A 15,023-nucleotide genomic window follows, 5' to 3' on the forward strand; every position below is an offset into this window, starting at 1 on the left:
TGCAGCTGCAAGGCGGAGGAGGGCGACAACGCGGAGCGTTGGCAACCGACGACAACGCCGCAGATGTGCGTGCCAGGCCCCGCGACCTCGGCAAGATCCAAACGACACCCCCTTAAGCCGCGGTCCTTAGACCGTCACGCCCTTGCCGCGCAGGAAGGCGACCGGGTCGACGGCCGAGCCGTAGTTCGGGGTCGTGCGGATCTCGAAGTGCAGGTGCGGACCGCTGGAGTTGCCGGTGTTGCCGGACTTGGCGATCGACTGGCCCGTCTTCACGATCTGGCCGATCTTCACGTTGATCTTGGACAGGTGCGCGTACTGGGAGTACGTGCCGTTGCCGTGCTTGATGACGATCGCGTTGCCGTAGGCGGGGCCGTCACCGGCGCCGTTGCCGCCGGCCTTGACCACGGTGCCGCCGTGGGCGGCGACGACGTTGGTGCCGATCGGCACGGCGAAGTCCTGGCCGCTGTGCTTGTGCGCCCACATGCCGCCGTTCTGGGCGAAGCTGGCGCTCAGCTCGTACTTCTTGACCGGGTCGACCCAGGAGGCGGCCTTCTTCTTGGTGGCCGTCTTCTTGGCGGTGGTGCTCTTCTTGGCGCTCGCGGCGGCCTTCTCGGCCTTCGCCGCCTTGGCCTGCGCCGCGGCCTGGGCCTCTACGGCGCTCGCGGCGGCGTTGGTGCTGGCCGCCGCCGTGGTGCCGGTGGCGGCCGCGACCCCGGCTCCCAGTGCGACCGAGGCTCCGAGGCCGGCGGCCATCACCGCGGCGCGGGTGCGGATGGTCGTACGGGAAGAACGGGACGTGACACGCGGAAACATTCGAACCTCATGGGGACGGGTGCAGAGGAATGCCCACCGGCGGGACGCACAAGGCGCTCACCGGGCGGGCTCAACCTTGGTAACCCGGCGACCCCGAACCGCACAAAGGTGTGACCTACGACCCTATTTAGTACTTCAGAGCGAAACTTCATGACCCTCACCAGAGCGGCCATTCTGGACAAAACCAGCTCAGAGCCCCGGAAAACCCCCTGCCGGGTGCTCCGGTATGTCCGTTTTCGTAGTTCTTGTGGCGGCCACTATTCCCCGTAGTACACGGCAATCGGCCTGTGCGGCACATCACCGGCGGCCATGATCGAAGGGGCGGTGAATGTGACGGGGGCTACTCCCGTCCCGGTTAACCCGCCCCCCGCACAAGGGCGTTCACCTAGGCTCGGAACATGGTCGACGTCACAGCACTCGGGGCCCGTGTCGCGTCCAGCGCGGTCGCGCCGCTCGTCCGCCGGCTCTTCGTCCGGGACGGGCCGGGAGCGGGTCTGGTGGACCGGCCGGTGCGGATATCGGCACTGGTGTCCTTCCGGGGCGAGAAGCGGAGCGTCACGCCCAAGGACCTCGAAAAGATCGCCTCAGAGCTGGTGCGCAGGGCGCTGACCTCGGCCGGACCCGGCGAGGAGCCCGTGGACGCCGCGGAGGCGGCGGCCGTCAAGGACGCCCTGGCCCGCACGCTCGCCCGGCTCGGCGAGATCACCGTCGAGGACTACGAGGCCGTCGGGCTCGGCCCCGAGCGCTTCGCCCGCGAGCTGAGCGCCGGTGTGCCCCTGGCCCCGTACGGGCTCGGCGAGGACGGCACGCTGCTGTACGAGCGGCTGCTGCACACCGCCTCGCTGCACATCCTGAACTTCCTCACCCAGCGCTCCACCTACGTGGCCCGCCGGCAGACCGTCCAGACGCAGCAGCTGGCCCGGCTGGTCCAGGGCGTCGACGTACTGCTGGAGCGGCTGCCGTCCCAGTCGGCCGAGGACGCCGGGTTCGAGGAGCGTTACGCGGACCACGTCGCCGCCCGGTACGGCACCCTCACCATCTACGGTCTGGACGCCGGGACCCGCGAGTGGCCGCTGGACACGGCGTACCTGAGCCTGGAGGCGACGCGGCCGCGGCACGGGCGGCACGGCCCCGGGGGCGCCTCAGGCGCCGGGCCGCTCCGCCTCTCCGCCGAGCAGGTGCTCGCCGGTCACGACCAGGTGTTCCTGCGCGGTGTCGCCGGTTCCGGCAAGACCACCCTCGTGCAGTGGCTGGCGGTCACCGCCGCCGCCCGCGTCTACGACCACGGGATGCCCCACCTGATCGGGCGGGTGCCGTTCGTGCTGCCGATGCGCCGGATCGTGCGGCCGGATGCCGAGCTGCCGCTGCCCGGGGACTTCCTGCGGGCGGTCGGCGCACCCGTCGCGGGCGAACAGCCGCCCGGCTGGGCCGAGCGCGTCCTGCGGGCCCAGCGCGGGGTACTGCTGGTCGACGGCATCGACGAGATCGCGGACGACCGCCGCGCCGCGGTCCGCCGCTGGCTGCGCGAACTGGTAAGGGCCTTCCCGGGCAACCTGTGGCTGGTCACCTCGCGCCCCTCGGCCGTACCGCAGGACTGGCTGGCCGCCGAGGGCTTCCACGAACTGGACCTCGCCCGGATGGGGCGCGCGGAGGTCGACACGTTCATACGGCGCTGGCACCGCGCGGCCGGGGCCGAGGAATCGGTCGGCGAGGCGCTGCGGCACTCCGTGCGGACCACCTCCGAACTGAACCGCCTCGCCACCAACCCCCTCATGTGCGGCATGCTGTGCGCCCTGCACCGGGACCGGCGCGGCTTCCTCCCGCAGGACCGCAGGTCCCTGTACGAGGCGGCCCTGACCATGCTCCTGGAACGCCGGGACCGCGAGCGGGAGCTGCACTCCCCCGCCGGGGCCGCGCTGCCGTACGCGACCCAGGTGCAGCTGCTGCAGAAGCTGGCGTGGTGGCTGATCCGCAACGGCCGCGCGGAGATGGACCGGGACGAGGCACTCCAGATCATCGGCCGGGCCATTCCCGCGCTGAACCTGTCCGGTGCCGAAGACCAGGAGGTCTACGACGCGCTGCTGCTGCGCTCCGGGCTGCTGCGCGAGCCCGCCGAGGGGCGGGTGGACTTCCTGCACCGCACCTTCCAGGACTACCTGGGCGCCCGGCTGGCCGTGCAGGAGATGGACTTCGACCTGCTGGTCGACCACGCGCACCGGGACGAGTGGGAGGACGTGATCCTGCTCGCCCTCGCGCACGCCCGGCCCAAGGAGGCGGAGTACATCCTGCGCCGGCTCACCGAACCGGGCACCCCGCGCGGCTCACTGCTCGCGGCGGCCGGGCTGCGCTACGCGGCGGAGGTGGAGCCGGGGGTCCGCGAGCGGGTGGAGGAGGGCCTGGCGGCCCATGTCCCGCCGGCCGGCCTGGAGGCGGCGGTCGAGGTCGCGCAGGCCGGGGGCGATCTGGTGCTGGGCATGCTGCCCGGCCCGGACGACGCCGACGAGCGGACGGCGTACCTGACCGTGCAGACCGCGATCGAGGTCGGCACCGAGGCGGCGCTGCACTTCCTGAGCGGCTTCAGGGACCATCCGAGCGAGGACGTCCAGCGGGCGCTGGCCGGCGCCTGGGACCGGTTCGACCGGGGCCGGTACGCGCACGAGATCCTCGCCCACCTGACCTACCAGTCGTACCTCGTGGTGAGCACGCCCGAGGACCTCCGCACGCTCGTCCCCCTGGGCGGCTGGCAGCGCCTCACGGTCCGCGGCTCCTACCGGGTCGAGGACCTGACGGCCCTGATCGTGCCCGAGCGGCTCACCCACCTGGCGCTCGACGCACCGCACCCGGTCGAGGGGCTGTCCTGGCTGTCCGCCTTCCCGCGCCTGACGTCCCTCTACGTCGGCACGGACGTGGACAGGTCCGTGGCCGGGCAGGTCCCGGCCTGGGTGGAGGAGTTCGAGACACCGTCGCACGCAGAGCGCACCTACCTATAGGGGTAACCCACCTTCATGGATGCCGTCGTCCGCACGCCCTCCCGTCTCGCCGCCCCACTCGTCCACCGGCTCTTCCGCGACCCCGCCCGGCCACCGGTGTTCTCCGAGCCGGTCCCCGGCCTCGTCACCTGGCGGGGCGTCAGGGCCACGGCCACCCCGGACGACGTCCACCGCACCGCCGCCGACCTGGTGCACCTCGCCGCCGAGCGGCATGCCTCGCCCACCGCCGAACTGGCCCCGGTCGTCGACGTCCTGGCCCGAACCCTGCTCGCCATCGCCGAGGTCGACGTCACCGACGCCGACGCCGTACGGCTGGGCCCGCAGGACTACGCGCGGCGGTTGCGGGGCGCGGTGCAGGGCGCCGACCGGGAACTGTCGCCGGACGCGGCCTGGTTCCACGACGCGCTGCTGGTCTCGGTGTGCCTGCACGTCCTGCACCACCTGGTGCGGCGCTCCGCCTACCTCCAGCGGCAACTGCCGGGGCGGGCCAGCCGGATCGCCCAGCTCGTCGACCAGGGCGACACCGAGGCCGCGGCGGCACGGCACGCCGAACGACCGGAGGAGGACGTGGCGTTCGAGGCGGAGTACGCCCAGTGGGTCGCCCGGCGGCACGGCTGGCTGACCATCGTCGGCGTGGACTTCCCCAACGCACCCGACCGTTGGCCGTTGGAGGAGACCTACCTGAGCCTGGAGGCGGAGGAGCGCAGCGGCGGGGTGGGCGGCGCCGAGGACGAGCAGCGCACCGTGCTGCTCGCGGACCGCGCCCTGGTGGACCACGAACGGGTCCTGCTGCGCGGCGGCGCCGGCTCGGGCAAGACGACCCTGGTGCAGTGGCTGGCCGTGGCCGCCGCCCGCGAGGGCTCCCGGGTCCCCTTCGTCCTCCCGGTGCGCCGGTTCGCCCGCGAGGGCTTCCCCGCCCCCGACGACTTCCTGCACGCGGTCCGGCACCCGCTCGCCGACCGGGCTCCGGAGGGGTGGGTGGTGCGCACCCTGCTCGCGGGCCGGGCGCTGTTGCTGGTCGACGGCATCGACGAGGCGCCGGAGAAGACCCGCGGCGAGCTGCGCGACCGGCTCCGCCGACTGCTGCGCGTCTTCTCCGGCAACGGCTGCCTGGTCACCTCCCGGCCCTCCGCGGTCTCGGACGGCTGGCTGTCGGGAGGCGGACTGGCCGAGGAGGACTTCGTCGAGCTGTCGCTGGCGCCCATGTCACGGGACCAGGTCACCCGGTTCATCCGGGACTGGCACTCGGCGGCCCGCCTCGACGAGCAGAGCCGCTCCCCCGGGCCCCGCGAGCGGGAGCGGGAGCGCAGCACGCTGGACGAGTACGAACAGCGGCTGCTGCACTCCGTGCGGATCTACCGCGAGCTGCGCCAGCTCGCCACCAACCCCCTGATGTGCGGGCTGATCTGCGCCCTCAACCGGGACCGCGCCGGTTCCCTGCCCAGCGGCCGCAAGGAGTTGTACGACGCCGCCCTGGAGATGCTGCTCCAGCGCCGCGACCCGGAACGGGACGTGCTGTACGCCGACGACGTGCGGCTCCAGCAGAGCACCAGGGAGCGGCTGTTGCAGAAGCTGGCCCACGCCATGCTGGAGGAGGACGCCTCCGAGCTGACCCGGGAGCGGGCGGTCGGCATCCTGGACGCCGCGCTGCCCGCGATGCCCGCCGCCCGCGCGCAGGGGGACGGCGCGAAGATCTTCCGGCATCTCCTGCACCGTACGGGCCTGCTGCGCGAACGGTCGGGTGAGTCGGTCGACTTCGTCCACCGCACCTTCCAGGACTACCTGGCCGCCAAGGAGATAGTCGCCCGCGGCGGCTTCCCGACGCTGGTGGACCACGCCCACCAGGCCGAGTGGGAGGAGGTCATCCGCATGGCCGCCGCCCACGCCCGCCCCGAGGAGTGCGCCCAGTTCCTGGAACGGCTGCTGGCGCCCGCCCCCGGACTGCGCCGCCCGCAGATCAACCACCGGCGGCTGATGGCCGCGGCCTGCCTGGACCACGTCACCGAACTCGACCCGGCCGTCCAGCGCCTCGTCCACGACCGCACGAAGAACCTGGTGCGTCCGACGACGGAGCTGGCGGCCCGGGGGCTCGGCTGGGTCGGTCCCATCGTCCTGGAGCTGCTGCCCGACCCGGGCCAGGTCCCCGACGACCGGCAGGCCCTGCTGCTCGCCTACACCGCGACCCGGGTCCAGGACGACGCGGCGATCGACTACCTGGCCCGGCTGCGCACCCGTGCCGCGCTGCCGGTGCGCACCGAACTGGCCCGGGGCTGGCGGCACTTCGACACCGAGCGGTACGCCCAGGAGATCATCGCCCACCTGGACCCGGACGGCCTCCACTTCCCGGTCGCCGACACCGCCGAGCTGGCGGCCCTGCGGGAACTCGGCGGGCGGCCGCGGATCCAGGTGGCCGGGGTGATGCGGGCCGAGGAGCTGCTGGCGGGGCTGCTGCCCGACCAGCTGACCCACCTGTGGCTGAACGCGGAGCTGCCCGACACGGACGTCTCGTGGCTGTCCGGCTTCCCCCGGCTGCGGGTGCTGCGGGTCAATCCCCGGCTGCCGCGGGTGCGGAACGTGCCGGACGGGGTGGAGATCACGGCGTAGCCGCCGCAGGTCGGACGGATGACTTCGCCGAGTACAAGACGGAACAGCCAGTCGTCCTGACGCCGGTCACGCAAAAGGGGGGCCACCCGGGACTTCGGTCCCGGGTGGCCCCCTTTCAGGCTCACCCCCGGAGGGCTACGCCTCCTTGCTCAGGTTCGGGCCGGCGCCGCCGGCCGCCTGCTCGATCGGCGGGACGTCGGGGAGGGCCGACTTCTCCTCACCCCGGAAGGTGAAGGTCTTGGTGTCGCCCTCGCCCTCGGTGTCCACGACCACGATGTGACCGGGACGCAGCTCGCCGAAGAGGATCTTCTCCGACAGCGTGTCCTCGACCTCGCGCTGGATCGTGCGGCGCAGCGGACGCGCGCCCAGCACCGGGTCGTAGCCCTTCTTGGACAGCAGCTCCTTGGCGGACTGGGAGAGCTCGATGCCCATGTCCCGGTCCTTGAGGCGCTCGTCCACCTTCTGGATCATCAGGTCGACGATCCGCAGGATGTCGTCCTGGCTGAGCTGCGGGAAGACGACCACGTCGTCGACACGGTTGAGGAACTCGGGCCGGAAGTGCTGCTTCAGCTCGTCCTGGACCTTGTTCTTCATGCGCTCGTAGTTGGACTTGGTGTCACCCGCGGCGGCGAAGCCGAGGTTGAAGCCCTTGGAGATGTCCCGGGTGCCGAGGTTGGTCGTCATGATGATGACCGTGTTCTTGAAGTCCACGACCCGGCCCTGGGAGTCGGTCAGGCGACCGTCCTCCAGGATCTGCAGCAGCGAGTTGAAGATGTCCGGGTGGGCCTTCTCGACCTCGTCGAAGAGGACGACCGAGAACGGCTTGCGGCGGACCTTCTCCGTCAGCTGGCCGCCCTCCTCGTAGCCCACGTAGCCGGGGGGCGAACCGAAGAGGCGCGAGACCGTGTGCTTCTCGCTGAACTCCGACATGTCGAGGGAGATCAGCGCGTCCTCGTCGCCGAAGAGGAACTCGGCGAGCGCCTTGGACAGCTCCGTCTTACCGACACCGGACGGACCGGCGAAGATGAACGAGCCACCGGGACGCTTCGGGTCCTTCAGACCGGCACGGGTACGGCGGATCGCCTTGGACAGCGCCTTGACGGCGTCGACCTGGCCGATGACCCGCTTGTGGAGCTCGTCCTCCATGCGCAGCAGGCGGGACGACTCCTCCTCCGTGAGCTTGAAGACCGGGATGCCCGTCGCCGTGGCGAGGACCTCGGCGATCAGCTCGCCGTCGACCTCGGCGACGACGTCCATGTCGCCGGCCTTCCACTCCTTCTCCCGCTTGGCCTTGGCGGCCAGGAGCTGCTTCTCCTTGTCGCGCAGGGAGGCGGCCTTCTCGAAGTCCTGCGAGTCGATCGCGGACTCCTTGTCGCGGCGGACGCCGGCGATCTTCTCGTCGAACTCGCGCAGGTCCGGCGGCGCGGTCATCCGGCGGATGCGCATCCGGGAACCGGCCTCGTCGATCAGGTCGATCGCCTTGTCCGGCAGGAAGCGGTCCGAGATGTAGCGGTCGGCGAGGGTGGCCGCCTGGACCAGGGCCTCGTCCGTGATGGAGACGCGGTGGTGCGCCTCGTAGCGGTCGCGCAGGCCCTTGAGGATCTCGATCGTGTGCGGCAGCGACGGCTCCGCGACCTGGATGGGCTGGAAGCGGCGCTCCAGGGCCGCGTCCTTCTCCAGGTGCTTGCGGTACTCGTCCAGCGTGGTCGCACCGATGGTCTGCAGCTCGCCACGGGCCAGCATCGGCTTGAGGATGCTCGCGGCGTCGATGGCGCCCTCGGCGGCACCCGCACCGACCAGCGTGTGCAGCTCGTCGATGAACAGGATGATGTCGCCGCGGGTGCGGATCTCCTTGAGCACCTTCTTCAGGCGCTCCTCGAAGTCACCGCGGTAGCGGGAGCCGGCGACCAGGGCGCCGAGGTCCAGGGTGTAGAGGTGCTTGTCCTTGAGGGTCTCGGGCACCTCGCCCTTGACGATGGCCTGCGCGAGGCCCTCGACGACGGCGGTCTTGCCGACGCCGGGCTCACCGATGAGCACCGGGTTGTTCTTCGTACGGCGGGACAGCACCTGCATGACCCGCTCGATCTCCTTCTCGCGCCCGATGACCGGGTCGAGCTTGGACTCACGAGCGGCCTGGGTGAGGTTCCGGCCGAACTGGTCGAGGACCAGGGACGTGGAGGGGGTGCCCTCCGCAGGACCGCCGGCGGTGGCGGTCTCCTTGCCCTGGTAGCCGGAGAGCAGCTGGATGACCTGCTGCCGCACCCGGTTCAGATCTGCGCCCAGCTTGACCAGGACCTGGGCGGCGACGCCCTCGCCCTCGCGGATCAGGCCGAGCAGGATGTGCTCCGTGCCGATGTAGTTGTGGCCCAGCTGGAGGGCCTCGCGGAGCGACAGCTCCAGAACCTTCTTGGCACGGGGGGTGAAGGGGATGTGCCCGGACGGGGCCTGCTGGCCCTGGCCGATGATCTCCTCCACCTGCTGGCGGACCGCCTCGAGCGAAATCCCGAGGCTCTCAAGGGCCTTGGCGGCGACACCCTCACCCTCGTGGATCAGGCCCAGGAGGATGTGCTCGGTGCCGATGTAGTTGTGGTTGAGCATCCGGGCTTCTTCCTGAGCCAGGACGACAACCCGCCGCGCGCGGTCGGTGAACCTCTCGAACATCGTTAATCGCTCCTCAGAGCGGTCAGGCAGTGGGGGGAACTTCCCCTCCCTGTCCTTCCGCAGCTTAGTCCCGCAAGCGGGGACCGCTCATTCCAACTGCCGACACCGTCGATGGCCTCCTGACCCCTGACGCCGACATCTGCCACAACCCGATGGTGCGAGACGATGTTCCCGCAGGCCAGGCACTTACCCCACTCGCCAGTACGCCGATGGCGAACGCGAGACGGCCCGATCTGCATGTCGCCCCCTCCCACTAGGGATGTCTTACCCGCTGGGGCGGACACTCCATGCCGCGCGCACCGGTTCCCTCCGCTACGGGCGAACAACCTTGCGCCACCCCGCACCCCCGCACGCCCCCTCTTGCCGCCTTCGTTCGACACTCTGCGCATTCGGATCAGTACCCAGCGTAACCCGGAGGCAGTTCGGACGGTTGCACTTGGCATGGTTGGCGCCTCGCACCCGGTCCCGCCGGTCCCCGGCCTCCCCCCGTCGTCCGTCGCTGCCGCGTCCCCCGTTGTGCCGTCGCCCCGCCGGCCCACGGAGAACGACGGCGGCTCGGCGTCCGAGCGGGTGCGGTGGTGGTACGAGAGCGTGCTCGGATGGCCGACGGCACCCGGGGAGCCGGTGCGGTTGCGCACGGGCGTGCGCTTCGACGTCCTGGACGTGCCGGCCGGCGCCGGGTACGCGACGCTGGAGCGGCTCGGGCGGGCCGAGCAGGCCAAGCGGGCAGAGCGAGTGGGGCGGGCAGAGCGAGCCGGGCGGGCCGGGTCGGCCAGGGCAGACGGTGCGGGTTCGCCGGTGCCGGGGTTTCCGGTGGCCGTCCAGGGCGGGCGGATGCTGCTGCTCGTGGCGGCGGGTGCCGCGGAGGAACTGCCGGGACTCCTGGAGTGGCTGGAGTGGGGTTCGCTGCCGCTCGACCTGACGGCCGTCGGAACGGGCGGCCTCATGGACGCGCCCCCTGCCCCGCAGCCCGGCCCGGCCGGGCTGCCGCCGCGTCCCCCGGAGCGCGACGGCCTGCGAGGGGCCGCCGTCTGGCTGCGACCCCCGGTGCCGGGGTGCGAGGTGGGGTCCTCGCTGCCGGCCCTGTCGGTCCCCGGGCATGCCGGGACCGCTCTCGATCTCGCCCGGCTGGTCCACACGCTGGCCACGCAGTGCCACCGTGTCCGACTCGCCGCGAGCGACCCACCCCGGGCACGGCCCGTGGCGCGGGTCGGGTAATCAGCCGTTGGCCTGCTCGTACGCCTCGCGGACCTTCGCGGGGACCCGGCCGCGGTCGTTGACGTCCCAGCCGTTCTCCTTCGCCCAGGCGCGGATCGCCGCGGTGTCCTGGCTGCCGCCGGAAGCGGCGCGCGCCTTGCCGCGGCCGCCCGAGGCACGGCCCCCGGTACGACGGCCACCCTTCAGGTACGGATCGAGAAGACCGCGGAGCTTGTCCGCGTTGGCGGTGGTGAGGTCGATCTCGTAGGTCTTGCCGTCCAGTGCGAACGTCACGGTCTCGTCTGCCTCGCCGCCGTCGAGGTCGTCGACAAGAAGGACCTGAACCTTCTGTGCCACCGGATTTCCTTTCATCGATAACTTGAGGGGCGGGAGTCCGCCGGCGTCCGCCGTATCGCCGTCCCTTGTTATATGCAGTACTGCAGTACGCCGGAAAGCAAACCGCTTTTGCCGGAAAAACACAAACCCCCGGCGGAGACCGGTAGCCTGACTCCGGGCCGGAAACGTGCGCGTTTCGGACATAGGGAACCCGTGAAGGGCACCTCGGTGGAATAAACCTGCGAACGTGCGAAGGACCGCGGAAGGGCTGTGGGCGCCTGGCGCTGCCCGGCGATCACAGATGCAGAAGCATCCGGCTGTTGCCCAAGGTGTTCGGTTTCACTCGTTCGAGCCCGAGGAACTCCGCAACGCCCTCGTCATAGGAACGCAGCAGCTCCGCGTACACATCGGTGTCGACGGGTGTCTCCCCGATCTCCACGAAGCCGTGCTTGCCGAAGAAGTCCACTTCGAAGGTGAGACAGAAAACGCGGCGAACACCGAGCCAGCGGGCCGTGTCCAGCAACTTCTCCAGCAGCTTGTGACCGACGCCCGCGCCCTTGAGACCGGGCTTCACCGCGAGAGTCCGCACTTCCGCGAGGTCTTCCCACATCACGTGCAGCGCGCCGCAGCCGACCACCTCGGCGTTGTCGTCCCGTTCCGCGACCCAGAACTCCTGGATGCTCTCGTAAAGCGTCACCATCGCTTTGTCGAGCAGGATACGGTCACGGACGTACGCGTCGAGGAGCCGGCGTACGTCCGGGACATCCCTGGTGCGGGCCCGCCGGACGCTGATGGCATTTGGCATGTGGGGACGCTATCGCTCGCCGCCGTCCGGTACCGCGCCGGGTCCCGGCGCCGGGGTTTCCGGTCCCTGCACGATGCGGATGGCGTCTCCGAGTGCCTGCCGCTGTTCCTCGCTCATCATGCCGAAGAAGGCGACGAGGGCCGCGGCGGGGTTGTCGCTCTGGGACCAGGCGTCGTTCATGAGGGCGGCGGCGTAGGCGGCGCGAGTGGAGACCGCCTCATATCGATAGGCCCGGCCTTCGGACTCGCGGCGCACCCAGCCCTTCTGATGGAGATTGTCCAAAACGGTCATCACGGTGGTGTACGCGATGGACCGTTCCTGTTGCAGGTCTTCCAGGACTTCTCGAACGGTCACGGGGCGGTTCCACTTCCACACCCTCGTCATGACCGCGTCTTCGAGTTCTCCCAATGGGCGAGGCACGCTTCGAACGATAGTGGGAGATCGGGACGATCGCGTGCCGGACGTGCGCTTTCGCTGGAAAACGGGCACGAAAGGGGCGGCGTACGGCTCCTTGGGGCGGGAGCCGTACGCCGCCGCCGGGCCTGGCCGGTCGGGCCGGGGATCGGGCTGGGCGGGCCGGCCGGTGTGGTCAGGCCTTGGGGTGCGGGGACGGCTGCCGGGCGCCCTCCGCCCGGGCGAGGGCGGCGTCGACGACGGCGTCCTCCTTGGCCTTGTTGGCGCCGCCCTGGGTCTTCACGATCACCCGGATCAAGCCGATGAAGAAGACGGCCATGACGGCCGGGGGCAGGAGCGCGGAGACGTAGTCCATGCGACCAGGGTAGCCAGGCGCCGTCAGCCGGCCGCGAGGTGGTGCCGGGAGTCCGGGGCGGGTGGCGCCGGCGGGGCGGGCTTGCGGCGGGGGAAGACCTCGCCGGGGGTGGGGACGGGGCGCTTGGGGGTGGCGGGGGCGGGCTGGGGGGCCGGTTTCGGGGCGGGCTTCTGTGCGGGCTCCTTGTCCGGCTGCCGGCCGCCGGGGAGGGCGTGGAGGCGGGTGCGGGCGGCGGGGACGGGGAGCGTGGGGCGGCAGCGGGCCAGGAGGGCGGCCGCCGCCGGGTTGCCGCGCAGGGCGCCCAGCGCGGCGAGGTCGTCCGCGCCGGGGCGGTGACCGGCGTCCAGCGCCTCACCCAGGAGCGCGAGGTAGCCGGTGGCGGTGCCGGGGAGGGCGGCGCGGTACCGGGCGAGGTCGGCCACCAGGAAGGCGCGGTGCCGGGCACCCTCCCGCATCGCCTCGTCCAGCGACTCGGCGAGCCGGAGGCAGTCCTGGGTCTCCTGGGGCGAGACCGGGCTGGGGTTCAGGGCGAGGGCGAGGGCTCGCCGGAGCACGCACAGCTCCTGAGCACCGAACGCCATGCCGCCGCGGGGTCCGTAGGGCGTGGGCATGGGGCGACGATACGCGCTAATCAGACAAACCCCGCATAGGGGGCACGGGTGTGGCGTACACACCCACTCGTATGCGGGTGCCTGCGGCGCCTGTGCGGGTTTGGGGGGTGCGGGGTGCCTGCGGCGGCTGTGCCGGATGGTGGGGGTGCGGGGTGCCTGCGGCGCCTGTGCGGGTTCGGTGGGGGTGCGCGTAGCGCGGTGGGTGCGGTTGTGGGTCGGGGCCGCGCCGGGGGGTGTTCGTCCTCGGAACGGCGCGGAATCGGGTGCTGACAGAGGCTCGGGGCGTTGACGCGCCAACCGCTGCGGGCGAACACCCCCCGACACGTCCCCTTCCCGCCGTACGCGGCTCTCCCGCCGCTGCGGGCAGTCGTGCCGCTGGGGCGGCACGGGTGGGCGCAGCGGCACCCCGGCAGCGCCGGGACGCGCGACCCACCCCCGCGTCGGCTACATGCGGGACACGTTCCGTTCGTACACCAGTCGCAGGCCCATCAGTGTCAGCCACGGCTCGTGTTCGTCGATGACCGAGGACTCCCCCAGCACCATCGGCGCCAGTCCGCCCGTCGCGATGACCGTCACGTCGTCCGGGTCGTCGGCCAGCTCCCGCGCCATGCGGTTGACGACGCCGTCGACCTGGCCGGCGAAGCCGTACACGATCCCGGACTGCATCGCCTCCACCGTGTTCTTGCCGATCACGCTCCGGGGACGCGCCACCTCGATCTTGCGGAGCTGGGCGCCCTTGACGCCGAGCGCCTCGACCGAGATCTCGATGCCGGGGGCGATGACCCCGCCGATGTACTCCCCGCGCGCGCTGACCGCGTCGAACGTCGTCGCCGTGCCGAAGTCCACGACGATCGCCGGGCCGCCGTAGAGCTCGACGGCCGCGACCGCGTTGATGATGCGGTCCGCGCCGACCTCCTTGGGGTGGTCGGTGAGGATCGGGACGCCGGTCTTGACGCCCGGTTCGACCAGGACCGCGGGGACGTCGCCGTAGTAGCGGCGGGTGACCTCGCGCAGTTCGTGCAGGACCGAGGGGACCGTCGCGCAGATGGCGATGCCGTCGATGCCGTCGCCCAGCTCGTCGCCGAGCAGCGGGTGCATGCCCATCAGGCCCTGGAGGAGGACCGCCAGCTCGTCGGCCGTGCGGCGCGAGTCCGTGGAAATGCGCCAGTGCTCGACGATGTCCTCGCCGTCGAAGAGCCCGAGGACGGTGTGCGTGTTGCCTACGTCGATCGTCAGCAGCATGGGATCTACTCCGCCGCTCGCAGGTCCAGGCCGATGTCCAGGATCGGGGAGCTGTGGGTGAGGGCCCCCACGGCCAGGTAGTCGACGCCCGTGGCCGCGTACGCCTTGGCGTTGGTGAGGGTCAGGCGGCCCGATGCCTCCAGCGCGGCCCGGCCGGCGACCAGGGCGACCGCCTCCTCGCACTCGTCCGGGGTGAAGTTGTCCAGGAGGATCAGGTCGGCGCCCGCGTCCACCACCTCGCGGAGCTGGTGGAGGGTGTCGACCTCGACCTCGATGGGCACGTCGGGGAAGCTCTCGCGCACGGCGTTGAACGCCTCGGCGACGCCGCCCGCGGCGACCACGTGGTTGTCCTTGACCAGGGCGGCGTCCGAGAGGGACATACGGTGGTTGACGCCGCCGCCGCAGCGGACCGCGAACTTCTCCAGGCTGCGCAGGCCCGGCGTCGTCTTGCGGGTGTCGCGGACCTCGGCCTTCGTGCCGTCCAGGGCGTCCGCCCACGCGCGCGTGGCCGACGCGATGCCCGACATGCGGCACAGCAGGTTCAGCGCGCTGCGCTCGGCGGTGAGGAGGTCGCGGGTGCGGGTGGTGACGGAGAGGAGCTTCTGGTCCGCTTCCACGCGGTCGCCGTCCTCGACGTGGCGCTCCACCTCGAACTCGTCCGTGCAGACGATGGAGAGGACCGCCTCGGCGACCCTGAGGCCCGCCACGACGCCCGCCTCGCGGGCGGTGAAGTCGGCCGTGGCCACGGCGTCCTCGGGGATGGTCGCGACCGTCGTCACGTCCACGCCGCCCGCCAGGTCCTCCTGGATGGCGACGTTCGCGATGTCCTCGACCTCGACCGGATCGAGGCCGGAGTCCAGCAGGAGCGCCGCCAGGGCCGGGTCGAGGCCGCACTCCAGGTAGGTGTCCTCGTCGGTGTCCGCGCCGCAGGCGCAGCCGTCGCCGCAGCCTCCGGTGGAGGCGAGGGGGAGTTCGTTGGGGTCGGAGGGGTTCAC

12 protein-coding genes are annotated in these 15,023 nt (G+C 71.6%); 3 read left to right on the forward strand and 9 right to left on the reverse strand.

Annotation, left to right across the window (positions count from 1 at the left end):
- Positions 1–126 precede the first annotated feature (126 nt).
- On the reverse strand, positions 127–813 hold the full coding sequence (locus tag IE258_RS04935; RefSeq protein WP_189739421.1) for a M23 family metallopeptidase: 687 nt from the start codon (positions 811–813) through the stop codon (positions 127–129).
- 398 nt (positions 814–1,211) lie between these two features.
- Between IE258_RS04935 and IE258_RS04940 the strand changes: the two genes are divergently transcribed.
- Both IE258_RS04940 and IE258_RS04945 read left to right on the forward strand, forming a co-directional pair.
- Positions 1,212–3,803: an NACHT domain-containing protein gene (locus IE258_RS04940; RefSeq protein ID WP_189739424.1), complete on the forward strand. Its 2,592-nt coding sequence runs from the start codon at positions 1,212–1,214 to the stop codon at positions 3,801–3,803.
- 15 nt (positions 3,804–3,818) lie between these two features.
- Positions 3,819–6,407 carry an NACHT domain-containing protein gene (locus tag IE258_RS04945; RefSeq protein ID WP_189739426.1) on the forward strand — a complete coding sequence of 863 codons (2,589 nt, stop codon included), beginning with the start codon at positions 3,819–3,821 and terminating at the stop codon, positions 6,405–6,407.
- Positions 6,408–6,542: 135 nt separating this feature from the next.
- Here the strand turns inward: IE258_RS04945 and IE258_RS04950 are convergent, their stop codons facing one another.
- Positions 6,543–9,068, reverse strand: coding sequence for an ATP-dependent Clp protease ATP-binding subunit (locus IE258_RS04950; RefSeq protein ID WP_127893381.1), 2,526 nt, complete (start codon positions 9,066–9,068; stop codon positions 6,543–6,545).
- 441 nt (positions 9,069–9,509) lie between these two features.
- On the opposite strand from IE258_RS04950, the gene IE258_RS04955 reads away from it, so the two are divergent.
- A complete protein-coding gene (locus tag IE258_RS04955; RefSeq protein ID WP_189739429.1) occupies positions 9,510–10,286 on the forward strand; it encodes an SCO3374 family protein in 777 nt (258 codons plus the stop codon).
- Here IE258_RS04955 and IE258_RS04960 read toward each other — a convergent pair whose 3' ends face one another.
- The 7 genes from IE258_RS04960 to nadC form a co-directional block, all read right to left on the reverse strand.
- Positions 10,287–10,622: a histone-like nucleoid-structuring protein Lsr2 gene (locus IE258_RS04960; RefSeq protein WP_003975458.1), complete on the reverse strand. Its 336-nt coding sequence runs from the start codon at positions 10,620–10,622 to the stop codon at positions 10,287–10,289. It abuts the gene before it with no gap.
- Positions 10,623–10,896: 274 nt separating this feature from the next.
- Positions 10,897–11,406 (reverse strand): amino-acid N-acetyltransferase, encoded by a 510-nt coding sequence (locus IE258_RS04965; protein ID WP_061443278.1) that lies wholly within the window; start codon positions 11,404–11,406, stop codon positions 10,897–10,899.
- A 9-nt stretch (positions 11,407–11,415) separates the two neighbouring features.
- Positions 11,416–11,814, reverse strand: a complete 399-nt coding sequence (locus IE258_RS04970; RefSeq protein WP_076974913.1) for a BlaI/MecI/CopY family transcriptional regulator — start codon at positions 11,812–11,814, stop codon at positions 11,416–11,418.
- 181 nt (positions 11,815–11,995) lie between these two features.
- Positions 11,996–12,175: a hypothetical protein gene (locus IE258_RS04975; protein ID WP_127896852.1), complete on the reverse strand. Its 180-nt coding sequence runs from the start codon at positions 12,173–12,175 to the stop codon at positions 11,996–11,998.
- A 23-nt stretch (positions 12,176–12,198) separates the two neighbouring features.
- Positions 12,199–12,786: a hypothetical protein gene (locus tag IE258_RS04980; protein ID WP_229891935.1), complete on the reverse strand. Its 588-nt coding sequence runs from the start codon at positions 12,784–12,786 to the stop codon at positions 12,199–12,201.
- Positions 12,787–13,230: 444 nt separating this feature from the next.
- Positions 13,231–14,028 (reverse strand): type III pantothenate kinase, encoded by a 798-nt coding sequence (locus IE258_RS04985; RefSeq protein ID WP_003975453.1) that lies wholly within the window; start codon positions 14,026–14,028, stop codon positions 13,231–13,233.
- A gap of 5 nt (positions 14,029–14,033) precedes the next feature.
- Entirely contained in the window at positions 14,034–15,023 is a 990-nt protein-coding gene (nadC, locus tag IE258_RS04990; RefSeq protein ID WP_189739432.1) for a carboxylating nicotinate-nucleotide diphosphorylase, read from the reverse strand.

It is taken from the genome of Streptomyces tendae, assembly GCF_014650435.1.
Lineage (GTDB): Bacteria > Actinomycetota > Actinomycetes > Streptomycetales > Streptomycetaceae > Streptomyces > Streptomyces tendae.